Below are 23,046 nucleotides of genomic sequence, written 5' to 3' on the forward strand. Positions count from 1 at the left end.
GGAGTCTTAGCGCCAGTTAGAACGGGACAAATTGATTATGTTGAATATCAAACATCTTAGATAAACCTGTACCCGTCATAGCAACTTCTTTCTTCGCCGCATCTCTGCTACCACATTTAATACAACCTTTTTCACTCATTTGAAGTCAACTCCCTTTTTAATTGTTTATACGAAAATTCTAACGATAAAGTCTCATCGAATTGTGTATATCGTGAAGTGCTATATCAAATAATAAAAATGACAAAAATGTAAGCTTAACGAAAGCTATATCGATACAACAATACTGTTTTCTCTTCTACAATGAGTAAAGTAAATTAATTAAAAAAAGGATGGTAATCAACTATGAAAAAATGGCTTATATTACTTATTAGCTTATGCTCATTTACAGCTCTAGCAGGCTGTAGTTTAGTAGATAAAGTAATTGGAGAACGAGCGAATGGAATTATCCTTTATGGAAATAAAGAAAATATTGAAAGTGATGTAGCTCCTCTAAGAAATGAATTAAAAAGCTTTAATATGTACGAAACAAAAATGACAGAAAGTAATGCACAAAAAATAATGGTCATGGATGAAACAACTGCACAATCCTTCCTTATGAAAGGATTATTCCGTGAAGTGAAAGATGATGAGGCAACAATCATTAAGTCCCTACCCTCTGTCAAAAAAGAGCAAGGGGTTCTCTTTGCAAAAGATGAAATCAAAAATCCTGAAATTGAAGGAAAAACGTACGCAACAAAATATGAAGGTAATATTATTATTGGTTCATCGCGAAGCTATGCAGATGCCTTTATGATTGTTGATAATGAAATATATAAATCCATTCAAGGCGAAAGCACTAATGTAGGGGTTCTGTTGTTTAAGAGCGCCAAAGAATCTGAAACATCTATGAATAAATTTAAAGAAGAATTATCACCACAATTAGTAACAATAACTTTACAAAAAGGTTAATCATACTTTTTCAATAAATAAAAAATTTATTTTTTTAAAAAAAGAGGGTTATTCTTTTGTATAGCGGGTATATATTCAATGACGAGATAAAGAAAGGCATCTCGTCAACCACGGTGGTTGGTTGCTTAGAACATGGGAGAATCACTCAAGGACAATGATTTCTTAAGCTACGAGTTGATTTCGACCCCGAAGCAGAATAGCAAAAACCGGATTTTATGATGTGGCACAATACTGTTTTAGATGTATATGAAAAGCAGGTGAAAGACGAACTATTCTTTTCAAACCGGTTATTTCTTCATTGAATTGAATTAGTTCCATCTTATGAAGCAATCATTACATCAAACAGACATCATAACAAATGTAACGATGGATTTAGCGCTGTTTTCTCACTGTCAAACTAAGTACAGTTTCTAATCAACATCAAGCAGACGAAAAAGCACCAAAAACAACACACAATGATTTCATATCGAAGAAAAGCTCACTTCTGTAAGTGTAAGAAAACATTCGTAAGGTTATGAAAGCTTTCCACTCGAAATAGCATTTCTGTTGAGAAGAAACAAAAGGTATGGTTAACAAGGGGTTCAGTTATATATAATAATCGTTACACTAAATGAAGGTTATTGGACGACAGACTATGATTCTATTACCAGCAGATGTCCTAGTAGTAAAAGGAATCATCAGAAAGTCTGACATTGCTGACATTACAGTAGATAACGTGTGTTAAAATGAACGTTTTTTATCACCACCTTTTTCCGAAAGAAAAAGGAAAAAAGCAACCTAACCACCATTAATCTTATTCCATTTGAAGCTCTATATACGGAAGAGAAGCAAAATTGCTTCTCTTCCTTTTTGTTGTAATCCTTTAGCTGTTATCCCACTCTTTGCATAATAAAGTCTTTCATTTTGTTAAACTTCCGCTCACTATCTTCCATCGATAAACCATTTACATCAAAATAAAATTTGATTTTCGGTTCCGTGCCTGATGGGCGAATACAAAACCATGATCCATCTTCTAAGAAGAACTTTAATACATTTGATTTTGGTAATAAAGTTTCTTCCTTGTGCTGATTCATTAAGTCAATATAAACGCCCTCATTATAATCTGCCATTTTAATAATAGTCGTCTCTGCAATGGACGAAGGAATATCTTGTCTAAATGAATTCATGATTGATTCAATTTTTTTCGTTCCTTCAATGCCTTTGAAAGATAATGACACTTGTCCTTCACGATAATATCCGTACTTTTCATAAATATTTAATAGACCGTCATATAATGTTTTTCCTTGTTCTTTATAGTAAGCCGCTACTTCACTAATGAGTAATACAGCTTGAACGGCATCTTTATCACGAGCAAAATCACGAATAAGATAACCATAGCTTTCCTCATAGCCCATTTGAAAAGAAAATTCCTTTGTTTCCTCAAACTGACGCATTTTTTCAGCGATGAATTTAAAACCTGTTAAAACGTCAATCGTTGTTACACCGTAAGCATCTGCAATCTGACGCCCTAATTCAGAAGTTACAATGGATTTAAGAATAACACCGTTTTGCGGAAGAACACCTTTCATTTGCTTTTGTGATAGTAAGTATTCAATCAATAGTGCACCTGTTTGATTTCCTGTTAATACAATAAATTCACCGTCGTGGTTCCGAACGGAAACACCTACTCGGTCACCATCTGGATCTGTAGCTATTAACAAATCTGCATGAATGGCTTCACCATAGCTCATGGCTAGTTCAAACGCCGCTACATCTTCTGGATTCGGAGACTTTACAGTTGTGAAATTAGGATCGGGTTGCTCTTGCTCTTGAACAACCGTTACCTGTTGAAAGCCTGCTGCTTCAAGACTTCTTTGTACAGGAAAGTTCGCTGCACCATGAAGTGGTGAGAAGACAATCTTTAAGTCTTTTCCTACTTCATAGACAAGGTTTGGTTGAATAATGATCGATTGCAAATGATTCATATACGCTGCATCTACTTCTTCACTAATCATTTGAAGCATGCCATTCTCTTGTATTGCTTCCTTTTTTGCTGTTTCAATCGTCAGTTCGTTGTCAACACCATTCACATAGTTGATTAATTCATCTGCTTGTTCCGGTGGTAACTGTCCACCATCTTTTCCGTAGACTTTGAAGCCATTGTATTCAGGGGGATTATGACTGGCTGTTATAACAATGCCACTAAATGTATGCAAGTATCGAACAGCAAATGATAATTCGGGTGTTGGTCTTAATTCTTCAAAAACATAAACTTTAATTCCGTGAGCACCGATGGTAAGCGCAGCTTCCATAGCAAATTCTGATGATTTATGTCGAGAATCATAGGCGATTACTACTCCACGTTGTTTTGCGTCATCACCCTGTTTCTCAATAAAGCGAGCGAGCCCTTCTGCTGCTTTGCGAATGGTGTAGACATTTAATCGGTTCGTGCCTGCTCCCAGCTCTCCACGCATTCCCGCTGTACCAAATTCCAAATTTTTATGAAAACAATCCTCTAGCAATGATTCATTTTGTTTCGCTTGCTCTAACTCTTCACTCATTTCTTTATTTAACGCTTCATGATTTAGCCAACGGTCATATTCTGCTTTCCAACCCAATGTAATTAACTCCTTTTTATTGCATTATTGCTATTTTTTAACGATTTAATAAATAATCGGTGGAGACAAATGCCTCCCACCGATTAAAAATTACCTATTGAAGTTTAAATTCTAGATTTTGAACATTTCCTGCATGAGGTCCTACCATCGCAATGAATGTACCCGGTTCAGATGTATACGCTAACTCAATATTATAATAACGTAACATTTCCTCTGTAATCGTAAATTCCACTATTTTTTCCTCTTGTGGAGCAAGTGAGATTTTACGGAAGTCTTTTAACTCCATAACCGGTCTAACGACGCTACCTGCTACATCACGAATGTATAATTGAACCGTTTCATCTCCACTAACATGCCCTGTATTCTTTACTTTTACAGAGGCTTTAATAGAACCATCTGCTGTCAGTTGCGTATCGCTTAATTGGAAATCCGAATAAGTAAATGTTGTATAACTCAGACCAAATCCAAATGGTAGAAATGGTGCATTAGGACAATCTAAGAAATGAGATGTAAAGCGATCTGGATTACTTTCGAATTGCTTAGGACGACCTGTATTAAAGCTATCATGATATACAGGAATTTGGCCTACAGTTTGCGGGAAGCTCATCGTTAAACGTGCGCTAGGATTGTAATCGCCAAACAAGATATCTGCCACGCTGTTTCCACCTTCTGTTCCTGGGAACCAAGCTTCCACTGCAGCTGGTGCTACATCAAATAATTCCGCTACATCTAATGGACGACCGTTAATGAGCACAACGACCATTGGCTTTTCTAATTTTGCGAGCTCTTTAGCTAACTCTAGCTGACGACCAGGAAGCTTGATATTTGTACGGCTACCACCTTCACCACTCATATCGTGATGTTCACCTAGAGCTAGAATGATTGTGTCACATGTTTCTGCTAAATTAATTGCCTCTTGCAGCTCTTCATCTGAACCATCTTCAAAGCCACAACCCTTAGCAACAACGACATGTTCACTATCAATTTTATTAATAACCCCTTGTTTAATAGTGATATTTTCTTCGAATTTCCCTTGCCATGACCAACCGCCGTTGATTTCTGGGTTATCCGCAAATGGCCCAAAAATTCCAACCTTACCTGTATTTTTCGAAAGTGGTAAAACGCCTTCATTTTTTAGTAGAACAATTGATTTAGCAGCTGCTTCTCTTGCCACTTTTCGATGATCTTCACATACGACAAGTGCAGCTTCTTTCTCAGGATCTGCCCCACGGTACGGATTTTCAAATAAACCTAATTCTTCTTTCAATTGCAGAATACGAAGGACCGCTTCATCAAGTAAAGCTTCTGAAACAATGCCATCTTTAATCAGCTGTTCTAGATGAGTTGTATAGCATGTTGTCATCATTTCAATATCTACGCCCGCGGTAATCGATTTCTTAGCAGCTTCTTTCATATCTTCTGCCACACCGTGCGGAATTAATTCTTTCACCGCACCCCAATCGGAAATAACAACACCATCAAATCCCCATTCTTCACGAAGTAGATCGCGCATCAGCCATGTGTTTCCCGATGGCGGAACACTGTTCACAGTATTAAATGATGTCATTACCATCTTACAGCCTTCATCAAGTGCTGCTTTGTAAGCTGGTAAATACGATTCACGAAGAATACGTTCCGACATATCAACCGTATTATAATCACGACCAGCTTCAGCAGCGCCATATGCAGCAAAGTGCTTCACACAAGCGGCTAGTCTTTCATAATCCGATAAGTCTTCACCTTGATATCCGCGTACAAACGCTCTAGCAAATTCACTATTTAAATGTGCAGATTCTCCTGTTGATTCCATCACTCTTCCCCAACGAGGATCACGAACTAAATCAACCATCGGAGAAAACGTCACATGTACACCACCAGCTGAAGCCTCTTTCGCTGCCACTTCCGCTGTCTTCTCTGCTAATTCCAAATCCCATGAACAACTTAAACCTAATGGAATTGGAAAAATCGTACGATAACCATGAATAATATCAGCCATAATAAGAAGTGGAATTTTTTTATCACTGTTTTCTAAATATGTTTTCTGCAACTGAATCATTTCTTCTGCACCAGAAATACCTAGTACTGAACCAGCTGCTTTCACATCTTCTGCTTGTAATCCCATTTCTGCCATTTCTGCTAAAGGACCTGTAATTTCACCTTTTGTTTCTGAATTGAAAAGGTGCGGTGCAATTTGTAATAATTGAGCTACTTTCTCTTGAATCGTCATACTCGCTACTAAATCATGAATAGAAACGCTTTTGTTTGTAGTCATATAGAAAAACTCCTTGCATCATCTATTGTATCGTTACGATTGAAATGTAATAGTCAATAATTCCTCATACGGATTATTCTTATTCGATGTAATGTATTGGTAGCCATTTTTCATTTCAACATTGTAATCTGGACTATCAGCAATCTTATGTTCTGTATCTAGCACAATTACATCTTCTCTTTGTGTTAAACGGAATGTTAAGGCATTTTCTTCAACCTTATTTACTTCCGCTGTTGCATAAACAATAGTTATCTGCTCTTGAATGCGAACATTCAATGGGAGCATCAAACCACGTTTGCTGCCGATTTCGATTGAACGACCATCAAATAACTTTTGATCACCATATTGAAGCGTAAATGGTTTGTTATAACCATCGAAATTTAAGATGTGAACAAAACGCTCGCCCTCTTCATTTTTTGTCATCGTTGTAAACAAGCCATGGAATTGTGTGTAATCATGATATAGTTGAGGTGATACCCCAAGACGTTCCACAACGCTTTTGAAGAATGGGACATGACAAATATAAGATGTCGCTATCACAATACATTTTCCTTGTTGCATGTTCTTTTCAAATCCACAAACTTTGTCATTGCCATAAATGCGGAATAGAGGTTCTACTCCCTCGACTTCAAGAGCTTGAGCATGGATTGCACGTACTTCAGCTCGATTAGCTGCCCAGCCATCTCCATATATAGATAAGTAATAATCCCATCTTATTTGATCTTCACTAGCAGAAGTCACCCCTAGAGCATCCATTAAAATCGAACATTTATTACCTTCCATATCGTAAACAGGAACTTCACCGTAAAGTAAAACATTACCGCCTGCATTCATAAAATCTACAAGCTTTTGTTGGATATGTGGATGCATATATAATGCCGATGTTACAAGCAATGTTTTCACACCAGCTATTGGTTTGTTTTGAATATCAATGGACGTAAAGCGATATCCATTTAACAAGACCGCCTTAACCATCGTATCCCACGCATCATATGCACGTCTGTTTGTTAAATTTTCTACGATGCGTTTCATTTTTTCACTCTTCGGATAGTGATGCTCCGTCATGAAGTAATCCGGAATGAACGCTAATGCTAAATCATCCGTTTCCTCCGTCATCGTCGCTAACTTGTTTCCAACAGCCATCATCGTCTGGATACTTTGCTCCATACGTGGATATGTGTAATTCTTTTCACCTTCAGGACTAATTGGTGCAGCAAAACCATGACGCTCACCTGTTGTAGCAATACGGTTATTACCATCATTATGATCATCTGCTAAGCGATAATTACGTCCTCCACAGAATAAATAGTAGTTTAGTAGTTTAAAGCCTTGAGCCATTAACATTCTTGTTTTGAAGTCAGCAGCCGACACATCATAACGAGCCGTGTCTCTTTCTCCATAGTTTCCATCACCACATTCGAACTCTAAGCATGTAAGCGGTTGATGTTCATTGTGACAGGCATCCATAAAAGCATTGTTGACATATAAATCAACAAAGTTAGTCATGGTTAAGTCGCCAAGATAAATATCAGATCCTGATATACATTTTCCATCTGCATATGTTTCATAAAGTTGGCTAATTCCTATTGGTAATGTGCACGCACGGCCTGCAGATGTTCCGTGAATATTGATAATCCATAATATATCTTTCACACCTAGTTCTTCTGCATACTCTCGTAAAATAGTGAAATACTTCGTATAACGGTAACGCATGTAAACACCTAGATCTTGGCGAAGCTGTAACGCAAAATCTTCTGACGGTGACTCTACTGATTTACGGAACTTATTTAATTCTGTAAAATCAACATTTGGATATCTTTCGACTAGTTCTTCTCCATATTGACTATGCAACCATGTGTTAAAATCTTCTAGAACAACATCAGTAAACTCTGGACAATTACTTACCCATGAAAGCATTCCCACTTCATTATCTAACTGAATACCGATAATGTTTCCTCCATTACAATGGAGAAATGGAATGAGAATAGCAAATACTTCACGATACCAATGCTTTGATTCTTCCAAGAAATTTGGATTTAGATTATCAACTGATACTGTTGTGACCTTGTTTCCATCCCATGTAGTCGGAATAATTTCAGGATGTTTTTCATGCACCCAAAATGGAATACCATCATTTTTCATCTCTGCCATAATAAATGGACCCGGACGAGGAATGAAGAATAAATCATACTTTTGACATAATTCTATAAAGCCTTTTAGATTTAACTCAGGGCGAGTATGACCTGTTAAGTCTACCTCTCCCTCTTTCTCTTCGTGACAAATCCAAGGAATATACGATGCAACTGCATTACAACCTGATTCTTTCAGCTTAATTACACGATCTTCCCATTCACTTACATCCAAACGGTAATAATGAATTTCCCCACACATTAATAATTGCGGTTTACCATCAATAAAGATTTGTTTATGCTTGAATTCAATCATGTCACTACCTACTCTCTATAGATTTGATTTATTCAACAACAGTCCACCCTAATTGTGCTGCTGATTGTTGTATATACTTATTTTTCATATATAAATCCCAGATAAGACCACTTTCATAGTTCTCAATCATGAGAAGGGTAATCCCTTTATCAATACCAATGTAGCGATCTGCAACCCAAGGCTGTTCACCTTCTAAATTGTAAGAATCATAGAAGCCATATTCCCCCCATAATTCGGGCACTTCTTCATAGAAGTAATTCAATGCGTCAATACATTCCTCAGGTGCGAATGGGATCGAACCACCTGGTGCGGCTGGTACAACAGTTCCATCATTCACATGCATAGGTACACCATCTCTACCACCTGTTGGAGGTGAACCGTATCGACCACTATAACCGCTTGGACCTTGACATGCTGTTAAGCCCCAAGAGTGACTATGAAAGGCTTTAAAGCCTTCTGGATTATCGATACAATATTGGCGACAAGCTAGTGTCGCTTGCTGTGAATTTTTGAACCAATCTGTTCCCTCTCGATCTATCCTATTTCTGAAATCAAACCAAGCATGGGAAAACTGATGCGTAAATAATGATCCAAACCATGTATAAATATAGGTATATTTACCATACGTACCTTCTAATTTTTCCATTGTTTCATAACAACTTACTGGAATCGGATGAGTTGGCGAACCAACACCTAACAAGTATTGCATCAGTTGCTCACCATACATCCCCCATTGCCCTTCATGACCGCGTTCAGGCAGGTAACTCATATAAAACACATTTTTGTCTTTATCACGATAAAATTCCCAATTAACACGGTGGTAGATTTGCTCGAATAAGTCATAAACAGCGCCTCCGAAGTACTCTGCAACAACAACCGCTCCATTGATTAGGATGGCCGTATCAATAACAGATGCTTCACATTGGTTAAACCGTTTAGCTGTATCCATATAAAGAAAATGATAGAAGAAACCCTCTACTTGCTCAGCGTGATGGAGCATAGTATGTAGTGTACCTTCCGCACGTCGATAACCTTCTTCATGCGTAATCCATCCTCTTTCTACACCTATCGGGATGGCACTTAAGCCAAACCCGACAGATGCAATACTTGCCATCTCCTTATACTTACTTGCTGTATTATCACGTATTAATCCAAAGCCAGGAGAAGCTTCATCCGTATTCGCTTCATTCCAGAAAAAATCAAAACTTCCACGAGCTTCTAAAGCTAAAGTGGTCTCATTTCTCATATTTGCAACCTACTATTCTATAAATTTTTTAAAAAATAGAACTTCCCAAATACTACTTTATGAATTGATTATTCGCCTGTAATACCAGAGCGATCGACACCTTCAACGAACCATCTTTGCGTAATAAAGTACACAATTAGAAGTGGCAAAATGGAAAGCATTGTACCCGCCATTTTAATTGCTTCATTGATACTTGAACCACTACCCGAAGCGTTCGATGCGAACATCTTCTCAAACGTTGCCGCAAATCGTTCTAATTGGAGCGGAAGTGTGGTTAATGCATCTCCGAAATAAAGTGCCGCTGTAAATGTTTCATTCCAATACCATACAAAAGAGAATAAGAATGAAATGATAAAAGCTGGTACAGCCATTGGTACTGCTATTTTAAAGAAGATTTTGAAATGCCCTGCTCCATCAAGTTGAGCCGCTTCTTCCAATGCTTTAGGAATACTCTTAAAGAATTGATAGAAGATCAAGACAAAGATGGCACTATTAAATCCTTGTACAAACAACGCAAGTAACGAATAACTATGTATGCTTCCAAGTATGTTTAAATCATAGAAGAACACATATCTTGGAATAGCAAGCACTTGCGGCGGAATGATAAAGGTTATTAACACGAATACAAACAATACTTTCTTAAACGGAAAGTTAAACCTTGCAAATCCATACCCAACCATAGCTGCTGAACACGTTTGAATAATAGAAGGAATCACTGTTACAGCTAATGTTTGTAGCAATGTTGGAAAGAAGTTTAGCACTTCACTTGCCTTTTCATAGTTTTCCGTATGTAAAGCAGTTGGAATATAATTGACTAACGGATTTAACAGATCATCCAGACTTTTAAAGCTATATGAAATCATACTAATGATCGGATTTAAGTAAACAAAGCCAATTCCGATTAATAACGCATATATACCGAGTCTGAGCACTATACCATCCGAGCCGTTTAATCCGAAGAGAACCTTCTTTGTTTTCGATTTATAAGCAAAAAACTTAGCTGAATTTCTCATTCTTCATTTCCCCCTTCCTCAACCATATTTTCGTTTGCCTTTATACGATAGAATACCTACTGCAAGAAGAATAATGACAGCGATCACGATAAAGTACAGCCATGACAATGCTGATGAGTAACCAAAGCCAGTATTGATTTTAAACATTTGCTTCGAAATATGCTCAATAACCGGATTCGATGAAAACACCGAAATGGTTACGATTGTATAGATTGTATTCACAAGAATCATAGGCTTTAAGCTTGGAAGGGTAATGAGCCAAAATTGTTCCCAAGTCGAAGCTCCATCAATCATTGACGCTTCGTATACTTGCTTGTCTAGTTTTTGCAGCGCCGCAATAAATATTAATATTTGAACACCTGAGAACCATAAGATACTAATGACATTAGTTATTAAGTATGTAATGATTCCAACAAAGAAATTATCGCTATTATCTAGTAGAATTTGATAAAAAGCATAATTCTCAATGTTAGGTATAGCGGTAAATCCTTGGTCCGAAAGCTCCTTCATAACTGGTCCACTTGAAATGATAACCGGTAAGAAGAAGATCGTTCTAAAGAATCCTTTAAATCTAATCTTTTGATTCAACAACAAAGCAATGATTAAAGCAAATACGATGACAACTGGCACGGAAATAACTAGTTGTTTAACAAATTCAAGTAAATGCTGGGTGAAATCTATATCACCTGTAATAATCTTGCTATAGTTCTCCATACCAATACTTTCTGTCTGAATTCCGGTTGGAGAGAATTTAACCTTTTGAAAACTTAAGAATATAGAATGCAATAAAGGATACAGTGTGAACACGAGAAAACCAATAAGCCACGGGGAGATGAAAACGTAACCTACGTAATTCTTTTTCATCTTCGAAAATAATGTCTGTTTTTTCATATCCTCTACTCTCCTTTCACACTAATTACCTCATTGGCACCTACAGAGTATGTTTGATTCTTGTAATCTTCCTCTGTGTAGTTAATAACCATACTTATTCCATTTGAATAATCCACTTTTACAACACCTGTTTGTAAAACGGTACGTCCGATTATTTCTTCCCCTTGGACTGGTGCTAAATGCTGCTGCACTAACTCATATTGCTTCACCATTTCTTCCTTCCATGTAGAATATTTCGTCGTATATAAATCTCTTAAACCTGTATGTTGCAACTCAAATGTTGGTTCTTTTGTCAAATAGAATGATGGAAAAGCTCCATATTCAATCATTTTCAAGACATCATCCGTATCAGCAAAGAAGTTCGAGAATGGTGCGAAATAATCGATAGAACCTTTTAAAACGATTGGAACAAACGGAACTGTATCAGTGAAAAATTGGTATCTTGACGAATTCATAGGAACATCATAAATGACATCGCTATAAGGAAGCATATAGTCATTTGGTTTATATAAAGCTACATGATTTAAGTCTTTCACTACCTTTTTGCCAATTTTCTCATACGTTTTTTGTGTCTCTAAACGAGTCGAAGGATTTTCTTTATTGAAATCAGAAAATAACTTCGATCCTATCGAATCCATTGATATACCAGATACACCTACATCTTTGATAAACTCTTCACTAGTTGTAAATAAATCAAGAGATTTCTTAGGTGATAAAACATAGGAAATGTAGTCATTATTCTTATTCTCAATTGGTCCTACGCTGATTTTCTTGGCAACATCATTCTTACCAGAATAACCTTTTCCTCCTTCATCACCACGTGTATAATCCATGTACAATGAGAAAGGAATATCATCTTTTTTTAGTGAAGCCGATAGTGACTGTAAATCTTTTTTACTACCAATTTCTCTTTCAACCTTCATTTTATTAGGGAAGGAATCACTAAACCCACCTTTACTCCAACCACGATATGTAACTTCAAGGTTAGCAATCTCGTCTTTTTGCAAATCTTTAATGATGTTTTGCATATCTTCTATAGAAGTCATCTTTAAAACGGAATCAAATAGAAGTCCTTCTTTTCGTTCTGCTCCAAGAAATTCTAAACGCATGTTTACTTCTTGATTTGTTTTCTTCTTTAGCAAGCCCTGATCGATAAGATCTTGCTGATAGCTTTGCGCCATCCCAACATAATCCGCTTCCTTGTTTGTTAACAATTTCACCTGCATGTTAATATCAAAGTCATTCATTTCCTTTTGATATGCATTGATACCTTTCATGTCTTTACTTGTTGGTTGAAAATATTGTGATCTGTATGAAAAAGTTGGCGTGATCCAGTTAAATTCTGTTGATACACCCGATGGATAGGCTTCCAGCTCAGCATAATGTTGGCCTTCCTTAATTGTTGTCATCAATGCATGCTGCTTTTCACCATGTACAATCCCGTAGACAGGAAAGTGAATTTGTTCAGGCTCCAACACCTTTTCATCTTCAACCGTTTTGTTTTCAAAGCCACGGTCTTTATTGTATACACTTGCGATGTATGGTGTAGATGTGCCAAGCTCTTGGTTCTGAAACCGAATCAATGCACCTGTTCCATCCGGAATAAACATATAACCTGGAATCACATCTTGCTTCGTTGAACCTAGGAAAGGATACACTTGAACAGTTGCTAAGCGATTTTTTCCCAATTCTTTGATTGACTTTTTAGGGATCTCTATTGAGATACCATCTTCCGTTAGCGTGACGATTAATGTCATTTGTATTTTGGCCTTCATAAATCGTACATCTGCTTCAAAGCCATTTTTTCTTTTTTGTATTTTTACTCTTGAGCTATTATCAAGAATGTTCTCTTTTTTTATTTTTTCTTTGCTATCGATGTATTCAATCGTAAGAGCTGAATTGATGAAGTTTTCCCACGTATTGTTTAACTTTTCACCTTTCATATTAGGAGCTGTTGAGCTCCAAATATAGCCAGATCTTTTATCTCTTAACTTAATTGCTGCAGCTTCTTCTTCTACATACAATTCTAGATTAGTATTCTCAGCATACTTCTCAAACCCATCTAAATTATGTAGATTTACTACTTTCGCTTCCTTTTTTACAGCTTGTGTATAAGCGTTGGAAGAATACTTTAAATCATTTGCAGCAGCTAAAGTAAATGAAGGAGCAACTAGTGAACAAGCAACTATTATTAGTAATATTTTTCTATACACGTATGATCACTTCCTGAACGATGGAATACACAAAATCAAATACTTGTTTTGTTAGTACGAATAGTAATAGAACGACAAGAACGGTTAAAATCATGGCGAATATTGTCACCAAAATATTGCGAACTGTCTCAGAAATCGTGTAATTATGAAGCTCTTTAATCATGATAAACAGAATTACTCCACACCATGCAGCAGCAATCTGCAATGTAAATTCATATACAAATGCTTCGTTATACGTAAGGAAATTAGATATTATTGTAATTGGAAAACTTAGTATTATAAATGGAGTTAGCGAGTAAATCACACCTTTATATACTTGCGTAAATTTACCTTCACCATTATTGATCGTACTCACTAAATAGTTCATTACGATAAATAATGTAAGCGATCCAATAATATATACTGTTGTAAGTCCAAGATTAAAGTCTTCAACGTTACTAGTGAAAATATATCCCGATCCTAGCATTGAGAAGAGAATTTCCAAATAGAATACGAAATAAAGAATCGTTGCTGACAAGATGGAAACACGATTGTTTCTCTTCAATTCATAAAATGCATCGATTGGATTTTTTAAGAAATAGAACATAAATAGCAGTTCACTTACTAAGCGAATGTTTTTAATTTTTCTAAAGACATAACGTACGGGCTTTAATATCTGCTTTTTACGATCTAAGAAACGAATCAGTAACACTACCGCTACAAATCCTAGGAAAACGTACAGTACAACATCTAGGTGATTTAACATCCATTCGTGACGAATTTGCCAAAACGCATTCGAATAGCCTTCTCGATCACTCGCTAGCTGATATTCTTTCAAAGCTCCACTATATTGATTTTGCTGGAAGTAAGCTTTTCCCATTGCTGTGTGAGCTAAAGCAAATGAGTCATTTAATTGTAATACCTCTTCCCAATACTTTTGACTTTCAATATATAAACCTTCTTTTAATCCTGCTACACCACCAAGTACTTTCTCTCCGAAATTTGTAATTTCAAAGATTGTAATCGTACCATTCTCGCGATCACCAACGTATAAGCGATTTTGCTCGTCGACTGCAATTGTTGATGGTTGTTGGAATAAACCAAGGCGATTCGTACCATCATCTTTCCCACCAAATTGGAATAGTAACCTACCGTAACTATCGTAAACGCTGACAATACCATCGTTACCAACTATGGAAATATTACCAAATGCATCAACGGTGATATCTTCTAAATTCTGCTTGCCTATCATTTCTGTTCCAAGCATATTAGTACCGGCTACATTTAACTTCTTAATACTTTCATTCGTCGTTCCTTTTGTGATACTGTACACTAATCCAGTGTCATCAATTACGATATTGGTAGGAGCTGGTGGCAACTTTTCAATGCTCTTGTCTTTAATGGAGTTTGGAAATAGCATCTTTTGCATATTACCTATAAACGATTGTTCTGTTGAGTTGGATCCATAAAACCCTAGGAATTCTCCCTCAGCATTTAATTGAACAATTCCATTTGCTGAGCCTTCACTAATAACATATAAGTTACCTCGCTTATCTACACTGACTTTTTGAGGTTTAAATCCCATCTTCTTACCAAACAAAGGGGAATCAGGCGTTCCGTAACGACTAACCACCTTTCCATTTTGATCAAACTTGACTACTTCTTTTAAATCTTGGTCGGCTACATAAATATCATTCGTCTCCGATACAAACACACCAAGAGGTTTTTTAAAAAGCCCAGTACCAATCTCAGCTAGTACTTCACCACGTGAATTAAACTTGATTACTTTTTGTAGGGCCGAATCCACAACATACATAGAACCATGCTCATCTAAAAATATGTCTTCTATTTTTTCAAATTGATATTCATTCGCAAACAAACCAACAGGATTGTATGCTGTTTGCGTAACAATAAGCTCATTTTGCGGAGATAGTGTTTCCGTTACATACGGTGCACTTGCACTAGCTTGATATGTACCAGTCATTAGCATGAAAGCCAATGCAATAAAACTAATTATTTTTTTCACACTTTCCATCTCCTTTCTATTTAATACCTGAATGAGCCATTGTATTCATAACCTTCTTCTGCATGAAAATGAAAATCACTAAGTTTGGTACAAACATAATTAATGATGATGCTGCCGCCATACCTTGACCGGCAACTGTATTACCTGTTTGAGTAGCTAATGTGCTCATATAAAATGATAATGTTTTCAGAGATTCATCATTCACATACAACATAGATGACTCTGTAGCGTTCCAAATGGTTTGGAATGATAAAATCGCTAATGTCGCAATTGCAGGCTTTACCATTGGCAAGATAATCTTCCAATAAATTTGAAACTCTGTTGCTCCGTCTAACTTCGCCGCTTCAATTAAGTCATTCGGTATTTGATCAATGAACTGCTTTACTAGAAACACACCAACTGGCATCGCTAAGAGTGGTAAGATGTGCGCCCAAAACGAATTAATTAGACCCAACTGTTCAATAACTAAGAAACGAGGAATCATTACTGCTGCTGGAATGAACATTAACGCCAGCGTATTTAATTCAAACAGTCCTTTTTTCAATTTGAATTGCTTCTTTGATAGCGCATATCCAGCCATTGTACTAAAAACAATCGTTAATACCACCGCTATTAGACTTACTAGAAGACTATTAAACAAGTATCGACTCATTGGCACGCCCGTTGTTGTCGATTGTGAAAATAAATCCGTAAAGTTACTTAATGTTGGATTGCTTACAAAGAACCTTGGTGGATAAGCAAATAACTCATCAATCGGTTTAAATGCATGAAAAATGATGTAAATGATGGGAAGCACCATAAAAACCGCTAAAGGAATTAAAAACGCATAAAACTTAAGCTGACTCTTATGAAACCGTTTCGGATTGATTTGTGTTCCTTGAAAAGATGCCATATTCAACTCACCTCGTCTTTTAATTTTTTAGTCTTGATCCGCAAACAACTTACGAACAACTTTTGAGAAGAAATATACAATTAAAAGGAGTATTACTGATATGGCTGCTGCATAACCCATCTCATAACGTATAAATCCAAAGTCCTCAATATGGTTAACCATTAATTGCCCTGAATATTGTGGAGTAGGGTTTTGTCCCGATAGTTGTACACCAATTGCACCAGCTTGAAAGGTATTTACAATCGCCATTACAGCTCCAAACAGCATCTGTGGTCTCATTGACGGTATCGTAATATACACGATTTCTTGAAAACGATTTTTAATACCATCGATATAACCTGCTTCATATATTTCTTTATTGATGTTTAGTACACCTGATAGCATCGCTAAGAATCCAACACCCATACTGCTCCAAAGTGTTACAATCATCATAATAGTCATTAAATATTCCGGTGATTGAAGCCATTGAACAGGCTGATCAATCAAGCCAAACTTCATTAAAATACTATTGAAGTAACCCGATCCATCACCACTGAAAATGATGGTCCAAATAACTGACATCGCTACACCAGCAATCATAGATGGAGAATAAATGATTAAAGCCAATACCGTTCTAGGCTTTGATGGAATTTGCGCTAGCATCCACGCTAATAGAAAGGAAAGAATATAACCACCAGGCCCTACTAATAAAGAGAACTTCAACGTATTCGGTAGAACATATTGCATGAACACTTCATCTTGTGTTAATAACGAAACATAATTACTTATTCCAATAAATTCTGGTGTTTCAATCGTATTAAAGTAGGTGAACGACAGGAATACTGCCGCACCTACTGGGATTACAATAAATAAGAAAAACAACAAGTAGTAAGGAGTTAAGAAAACAAATGTAGAATGGTCATCCACTTTCTGACTGAATCGACTTAATAAACCTTTTTTCTGCGATTTCTTATGTTCTGCTACTTTTAACTCAACCTTCTCAACCTCTGATTCTATCTTTTGTACTTGAGCTTCAGTTTTATTCATTCCTCAACCCAACTTTCTACTAGTTCAATTGTTGGAATCGGATATTCTTTCACAATCTTTCCATCCTTCATATATCCGAACTCTTCCATCTTTCTATTCATTTCACGATTAATTGTATTTATAGAGCTATCGATTGCTACCCGTGGATTTTCTCCATCGAACACAACCTTATTCCAAATGTTACTAATTTCACGTTCAAGCATGTACGCAGCAGGCGTTTTCGGAACTTCTCTTAACCATTCCCATTGCTCTAAGATAACTTTTTTATGTTCTTCAGGCCATGACATTTGTTCAAATGCTTCTAAATTTGCGGTATGCCATAAATATTCTGGTCCAAATAATATTTGTAATTGATTGGCAAAACTTACTTGTGTTTCTGTACTTTGCCACCATTTCAGCAACTCCCAAGATGCTTCTTTCTTTTCCGTATCTTTAAAAATCATGCTTGTTTGTGCTGATCCTGCCGCCCATCTTTCTACTACACCATCTTTGTTTTTCACACCTGGCTGTGGTGCAATCTTCCACGAATTTGCAATTTCAGGCGCAGCTGAAGATAGTTGGACATATGTAGAAAACGGTGCAACACCAATCGGCAATTTTCCGTAACGGAAGTGATTATAGAAGTTTGGTGTTTGTAACGGTAAGCTATAAACTGTAAATAAATCGGACATAAACTTAATTCCATTTAAAGCTTCTTCAGAATTAATAGCTGTTCCCATACCATTCTCTTGGTACAAGTCACCACCATGTTGCCAAATAAATGGTGCTGTTGCCATGAATGGCTTGAAGCTACCTGCAGCATCAAGAGGTGTGTGGAAGTTCATCCCGTACATTTGTAATTCGGGTAGAATCTCTAACACTTCTTCCCATGTATTTGGAATAGGAATACCTAATTTGTTCAGAATATCTTCTCGATAATACATGACGTAGAAGTCTTGCGTTTCAGGAATACCATATACCGAATCTTCGATAATATAAGGAAGCATTGCGCCTGGTGAAATCGTGCTAATCACTTTGCCGAAGTCATCAAACTCACGTAAATCAAGAGCCGCACCACGAATGGCTAGTTCATATGGAATATTTGTACTAACACCTAAGGCTACATCAGGCTGTGTACCTGCCGCATTTGATAAAATCAACTTATTTTCATCTGGCATAATTGAAAAATTCACTTTAATACCTGTTTTTGGCGTAAATGTTTTATCAGCCATATCTTGCATCAATTCAACATATTTACGTGGACGGTTTACCCATACTTCTATTTCTTCCTCCGCCTCTTGATCATCATTACCGAAAGAAAGCATAAACTGTTTTACGTTTTCTGTTACCTTCTTACCGAATCCAACCGTAGGTTTCGGAAGTGATTGATCTTCACTATGTATATAGATGCGATCAATAGTTAAAGGTTGGAACTGCACTTCCATTGATAAATCAAGTAAACGTTGTGATATAGAACCTGTTCCTTCTGTTAATTCCGTTAATCGATTTGGAATTTTATTTGGTTCCTTCGCTAATCTCTCTAACGAATCTATACATTCTTTAAGCATAACGATATAACTAGAGTTCTTTTTCGAAGAACTATACTTTTGCAAGACTTTAATTTGCTCTTCTAATGTTTTAATCCACGAAGCAATTCGGTCTTGAATATCTGGAATATATTCGACAACATCCCAGTCTCTATTAGCGTCTTTATTATTTCCTGTAAGCTTCTTCAGCTCCAAGCTTAAATCGTTCATTTCTCTCGTTAGTGACTCTAGTGTTTTCACTGTATCTTGCATTAGAGTAGCATCTACTTCTAAAGACAAAGTATGTACGCCTTTATCTAAATAAAAGGAAAATTCTTCACCTTTTTTGTTTTCCAACGTAGTATTTGTCCATTCTTTTGCATGCGAAAACGGATAAGCTTTTAAATCATCGAACAAAAGCTTGTCATCGATTTTTATTGTTCTGAAAACAGGGCTTTCATCTTTTAGATCCTGCAAAATTTTCAAACTTATGTTGTAGTAACCGCTTTCTTCCACTTCAAATTCCCAAATCGCATTTTGACCACTTTTGTACCAGCCTTCGCCGCCAAATGCATTGATTCGCTTTTTCTCCGAATCGTAAGGAACTAGATTTGGATCTTGAAAATTTAATGGTACATTGTAGGAGTTATTGCGATATTTTACTTTTTCTCCTTCTACGATAATAAGTTCGTTCTTAGTTGATTTCCCTTTATGCTTAGCCTTGTATTCTTTGTAACTATCCGTTTCTTCTTCCGTCTGGATCATTACATTACCTATTAAGGCTTCACCACGTTCATTTTTTAAAACTATTTCATTCTTGCCTTTTTGTAAATGGAATTGTAATGGTTTTTCCTCAAGATACGCTGCATCACGCATCGTCACTGTTCTCCATTCTTTATGAAGTATCGGATCGGATGGCAGATCATTCCCACTTTTATCTTGTTCAAATGTTGTTTTATTTGTTGTCCAATATGTATCAAATATTATTCTTCGAGCCTCAAAAAACGGAAAAGTTCCATTCGTTTTGACGGAGCCTTCTATTGGAATACTGCCATCTCCTAAAGGATAGTAATCTACCTTTAATTCATATAGGCCTTCTTTAGGTACATCCACTTCTACCTTTATTTCGTTTTCATTATGCCAATAGAAAACACTGTCACTATAACCTTTTGCACTTTTACCACTTTGCAGCTGTTTTGCATCTACATTTTTAAATTGTTTAGGAGAAACAGTGGTAGTAAAATCACCACTGCTTACTCCTTTTTGCTTCCATTCTTTGAGGACAGAATTGTAATCACGTTCAACAACTTGTCCACCTGATTCCTTGAGATCTGCTTGAGTCGTAGTATTTGATGTCGCATGGGTTAGATTCGGAAAGATCATACTACTGACTAACATGCAGCTCATCAGTATCATCGACAATGTTATTTTCCAATATTTCATGATTACATTACCTCCTCAAGTTAGTTGACTATTGCATTGATTTCTTAGCTTCTTCATGCTTCTTATTAGCTAATTCATTTAATTGGTTTGTATAATCTTCAATTTTCACATCACCTTGAACAGAATTGAAAATAATGTCGCCAATTGTTGCATTTTCTTTATCGCCAACTTTTAAACCTGTTGTTGCGTCCCAACGTGATTCAATATAGCCAGGCACTGATTTAACTGGTTCTACTACAGCCTTATCAATATTTTCATATGCTTCTAATAACCCTGGAACATCTACATTAGCAAAATATTTATCTAGTATTTCTTGATCAGTTGAAATTGGTAGTGTACTTAATGCTTTTTCATTTTCTTCTGCTAGATCCATACGTTTCATAAATCCTTCTTTAGAGAACGACATCCATTTAGCAAACTCATATGCTGCTTCTTTTTCTTTCGTAGTTGCAGAAATACCAAGGTAGTCGTTAATAATGATGTTCTTTCCACCTGGTACACCAACAAAATCCCAATCGATTGAAGCTAAATCTGTAAAGTCAGTGATCGCCCATGTCGCATCCCAAAATACGCCCATTTGGCCAGCTTTGAATACATCTGATTGGTATTCACCATCGAATTGTGCTTTAGTTTCAGCAGGTAACGTTTCGTAAACCATTCCATTTTTCGATAAATCCCGAGCTAAGTTAACACCTTCAATGAATTCTTTACTATTTAAGTTATATTTCTCACCATCGTAAGTGTAATAACCTAATTGATCGCTAGCTGCATTTGGATACCAGTCTACAATTGTATCGTTATTGCCTAAGCCAATCATGTTTTTCTGAAGGTTCGTAAGTGATTTTACGGAAGAAGTAAACTCATCAATACTCCAGCCGTATTTTGGTACATCTAAGTTTTCTTGATTAAATAAATCTTTATTAATGAAATATCCGGCCATATGTTGCGCGAATGGAACGGCATATGTTTTATCATTAATCGCAACCGCTTCTCGAACAGAAGGTGCAATTGTCGACCATTCTTTATCATTCTTCGTAAATTCTGTGATATCTAATAACCAATCATTCCCGTATGAAGAAGGAATATTATGCATCATGAATACATCTGGAAGTTTCCCAGCACTAGCAGATGCTGCTAAAGAACCGTTCCAATCTTTCGGATCTTGAGATTCATCAATGACAATATCAATATTTTTATTCTGTTTCTCGAATTCTTTAATCATAAGTTTTTCAATATTGATTTCTTCTTCCGAATTCAAATTCCAGTTAGCGTAAGTCAACTTAATTTTATCTTCTTTTCCTGCGTCTTTATCAGTCGCTTCACCATTGGAGCAGGCAATTAAACTTAGGGAAAGTGCTGCTGCGGATAATACAGAGACGATTTTTTTCATAAATAAACTCCTTTACGTAAATTCTTAGCCGTACAAACTTTCGATACATTTAACTCAAAGAAAAATCTATCGAAACGTTTCAAATTTTTCCTAAAAAAAATTATTAACCTGAGTTTCTCTTTATTAATTCTACTGGCATTCTCTTATGGGTAACTGCTTCATTTCCTTCAAGTTTCAAAAATAACGCTTGAGCAGCGCTTCTGCCCCATTCATATAACGGAACTCTAATTGTTGATAATCCTGTATCGCCCCACTTGGCAAGTTGAATATCATCAAATCCAATAATAGAGACATCATTTGGAACACGATATCCGTTTTCAATTAATGCATCAATAATTCCTAAAGCCATCTCGTCATTTGCACAAACAATTGCTTCTGGAACTTCTACTCCGTTCTTTATAACAGTATCAAGTTCGTTATAAGCAGCTTCTTTTTCATAGTGACCATCATAAACAAAATTGTCTACAAGAGGTAAATCATACTTACGAAGCATTCCTTTATAAGCATCGAATCGTTCTAAACCATCGAGACCAGTTGTATTTCTTCCTGCAAATCCGATTTTCGTAAATTTTTTTTGCATAAGGTACTCCATTGCTAAGGAAATACCTTGCGTGTTATCAATCAACACACTTGAAATATATGGGTTTTCTACCGTAAATCGATCGAGTGCAACAAGTGGCATTTGGCTTGATGCAACTTCATGAACTAATTCATCATCAATTCGATGGTTTAGAACTAAAGCTCCATCGAAATGCTTTTCCTTAAGTAGTCGATGCTCGTTATAAGAGGCATTTACAATCAGTTCATATCCTTTTTCATTTACAACATCTTGTATTCCTTGGATCAATTGTCCGAAAACCGGTCCTTTATATCCTGATATGAACAATGAAATAATTTCTGATTTTTGCCTTTTTAAACTTTTAGCCACACCGTTTGGAACATAGCCTAGTTCTTGAGCCGCTTTTCTTACTTTTTCTTTTGTTGCTTCTGTAATTCTTGAACTATCGTTTAATGCATACGATACTGTTGATAAACTTACATTTGCCTTTTTGGCAACATCCTTTAAAGTCGTCATATCTTTTCAAACCTTTCGAAACGTTTCAATAAACAAACTATATCAATAATTGATAGCGTTTTCAAGATACTTTCTAAGATTTCAA

Annotated in this window: 14 protein-coding genes and 1 pseudogene; 1 reads left to right on the forward strand and 14 read right to left on the reverse strand. The window is 36.3% G+C overall.

Annotated features, from left to right (window positions below):
* Positions 1–31 precede the first annotated feature (31 nt).
* Positions 32–139, reverse strand: a pseudogene (locus V7014_RS17295) (zinc ribbon domain-containing protein); the annotation flags it as partial.
* A 203-nt stretch (positions 140–342) separates the two neighbouring features.
* On the opposite strand from V7014_RS17295, the gene V7014_RS17300 reads away from it, so the two are divergent.
* The gene (locus tag V7014_RS17300; RefSeq protein ID WP_335508683.1) at positions 343–948 is read left to right on the forward strand and encodes a lipoprotein BA_5634 family protein; all 606 of its coding nucleotides are present in this window, start codon (positions 343–345) and stop codon (positions 946–948) included.
* 869 nt (positions 949–1,817) lie between these two features.
* On the opposite strand, the gene V7014_RS17305 is transcribed toward V7014_RS17300, so the two are convergent.
* The 13 genes from V7014_RS17305 to V7014_RS17365 all read right to left on the reverse strand — a co-directional run bounded on the left by V7014_RS17305 (position 1,818) and on the right by V7014_RS17365 (position 22,961).
* Positions 1,818–3,545 carry a phospho-sugar mutase gene (locus V7014_RS17305; protein ID WP_335508684.1) on the reverse strand — a complete coding sequence of 576 codons (1,728 nt, stop codon included), beginning with the start codon at positions 3,543–3,545 and terminating at the stop codon, positions 1,818–1,820.
* Between the two features lie 94 nt (positions 3,546–3,639).
* On the reverse strand, positions 3,640–5,817 hold the full coding sequence (locus V7014_RS17310; protein WP_335508685.1) for a glycoside hydrolase family 3 N-terminal domain-containing protein: 2,178 nt from the start codon (positions 5,815–5,817) through the stop codon (positions 3,640–3,642).
* Between the two features lie 33 nt (positions 5,818–5,850).
* Positions 5,851–8,262: a beta-galactosidase gene (locus V7014_RS17315; protein ID WP_335508686.1), complete on the reverse strand. Its 2,412-nt coding sequence runs from the start codon at positions 8,260–8,262 to the stop codon at positions 5,851–5,853.
* Between the two features lie 28 nt (positions 8,263–8,290).
* Positions 8,291–9,508: a glucoamylase family protein gene (locus tag V7014_RS17320; RefSeq protein WP_335508687.1), complete on the reverse strand. Its 1,218-nt coding sequence runs from the start codon at positions 9,506–9,508 to the stop codon at positions 8,291–8,293.
* Positions 9,509–9,576: 68 nt separating this feature from the next.
* Positions 9,577–10,521, reverse strand: coding sequence for a carbohydrate ABC transporter permease (locus V7014_RS17325; protein WP_335508688.1), 945 nt, complete (start codon positions 10,519–10,521; stop codon positions 9,577–9,579).
* A gap of 18 nt (positions 10,522–10,539) precedes the next feature.
* The gene (locus V7014_RS17330) at positions 10,540–11,412 is read right to left on the reverse strand and encodes a carbohydrate ABC transporter permease (RefSeq protein WP_335508689.1); all 873 of its coding nucleotides are present in this window, start codon (positions 11,410–11,412) and stop codon (positions 10,540–10,542) included.
* Positions 11,413–11,417: 5 nt separating this feature from the next.
* A complete protein-coding gene (locus V7014_RS17335) occupies positions 11,418–13,625 on the reverse strand; it encodes a DUF5696 domain-containing protein (protein ID WP_335508690.1) in 2,208 nt (735 codons plus the stop codon).
* Positions 13,618–15,630, reverse strand: a complete 2,013-nt coding sequence (locus V7014_RS17340; RefSeq protein ID WP_335508691.1) for a YIP1 family protein — start codon at positions 15,628–15,630, stop codon at positions 13,618–13,620. Before V7014_RS17340 ends, V7014_RS17335 begins: the two co-directional genes overlap by 8 nt.
* Before the next feature lie 16 nt (positions 15,631–15,646).
* A complete protein-coding gene (locus tag V7014_RS17345) occupies positions 15,647–16,522 on the reverse strand; it encodes a carbohydrate ABC transporter permease (RefSeq protein WP_335508692.1) in 876 nt (291 codons plus the stop codon).
* Between the two features lie 27 nt (positions 16,523–16,549).
* On the reverse strand, positions 16,550–17,548 hold the full coding sequence (locus V7014_RS17350; protein ID WP_335508693.1) for a carbohydrate ABC transporter permease: 999 nt from the start codon (positions 17,546–17,548) through the stop codon (positions 16,550–16,552).
* On the reverse strand, positions 17,545–20,496 hold the full coding sequence (locus tag V7014_RS17355; protein ID WP_335508694.1) for an extracellular solute-binding protein: 2,952 nt from the start codon (positions 20,494–20,496) through the stop codon (positions 17,545–17,547). Before V7014_RS17355 ends, V7014_RS17350 begins: the two co-directional genes overlap by 4 nt.
* Before the next feature lie 28 nt (positions 20,497–20,524).
* Positions 20,525–21,886, reverse strand: a complete 1,362-nt coding sequence (locus tag V7014_RS17360) for an ABC transporter substrate-binding protein (RefSeq protein ID WP_335508695.1) — start codon at positions 21,884–21,886, stop codon at positions 20,525–20,527.
* Between the two features lie 103 nt (positions 21,887–21,989).
* Positions 21,990–22,961 (reverse strand): LacI family DNA-binding transcriptional regulator, encoded by a 972-nt coding sequence (locus V7014_RS17365; RefSeq protein ID WP_335508696.1) that lies wholly within the window; start codon positions 22,959–22,961, stop codon positions 21,990–21,992.
* Positions 22,962–23,046: the final 85 nt, after the last annotated feature.

It is taken from the genome of Bacillus sp. JJ722 (genome assembly GCF_036963345.1).
Classification (GTDB): domain Bacteria; phylum Bacillota; class Bacilli; order Bacillales; family DSM-1321; genus Bacillus_AD.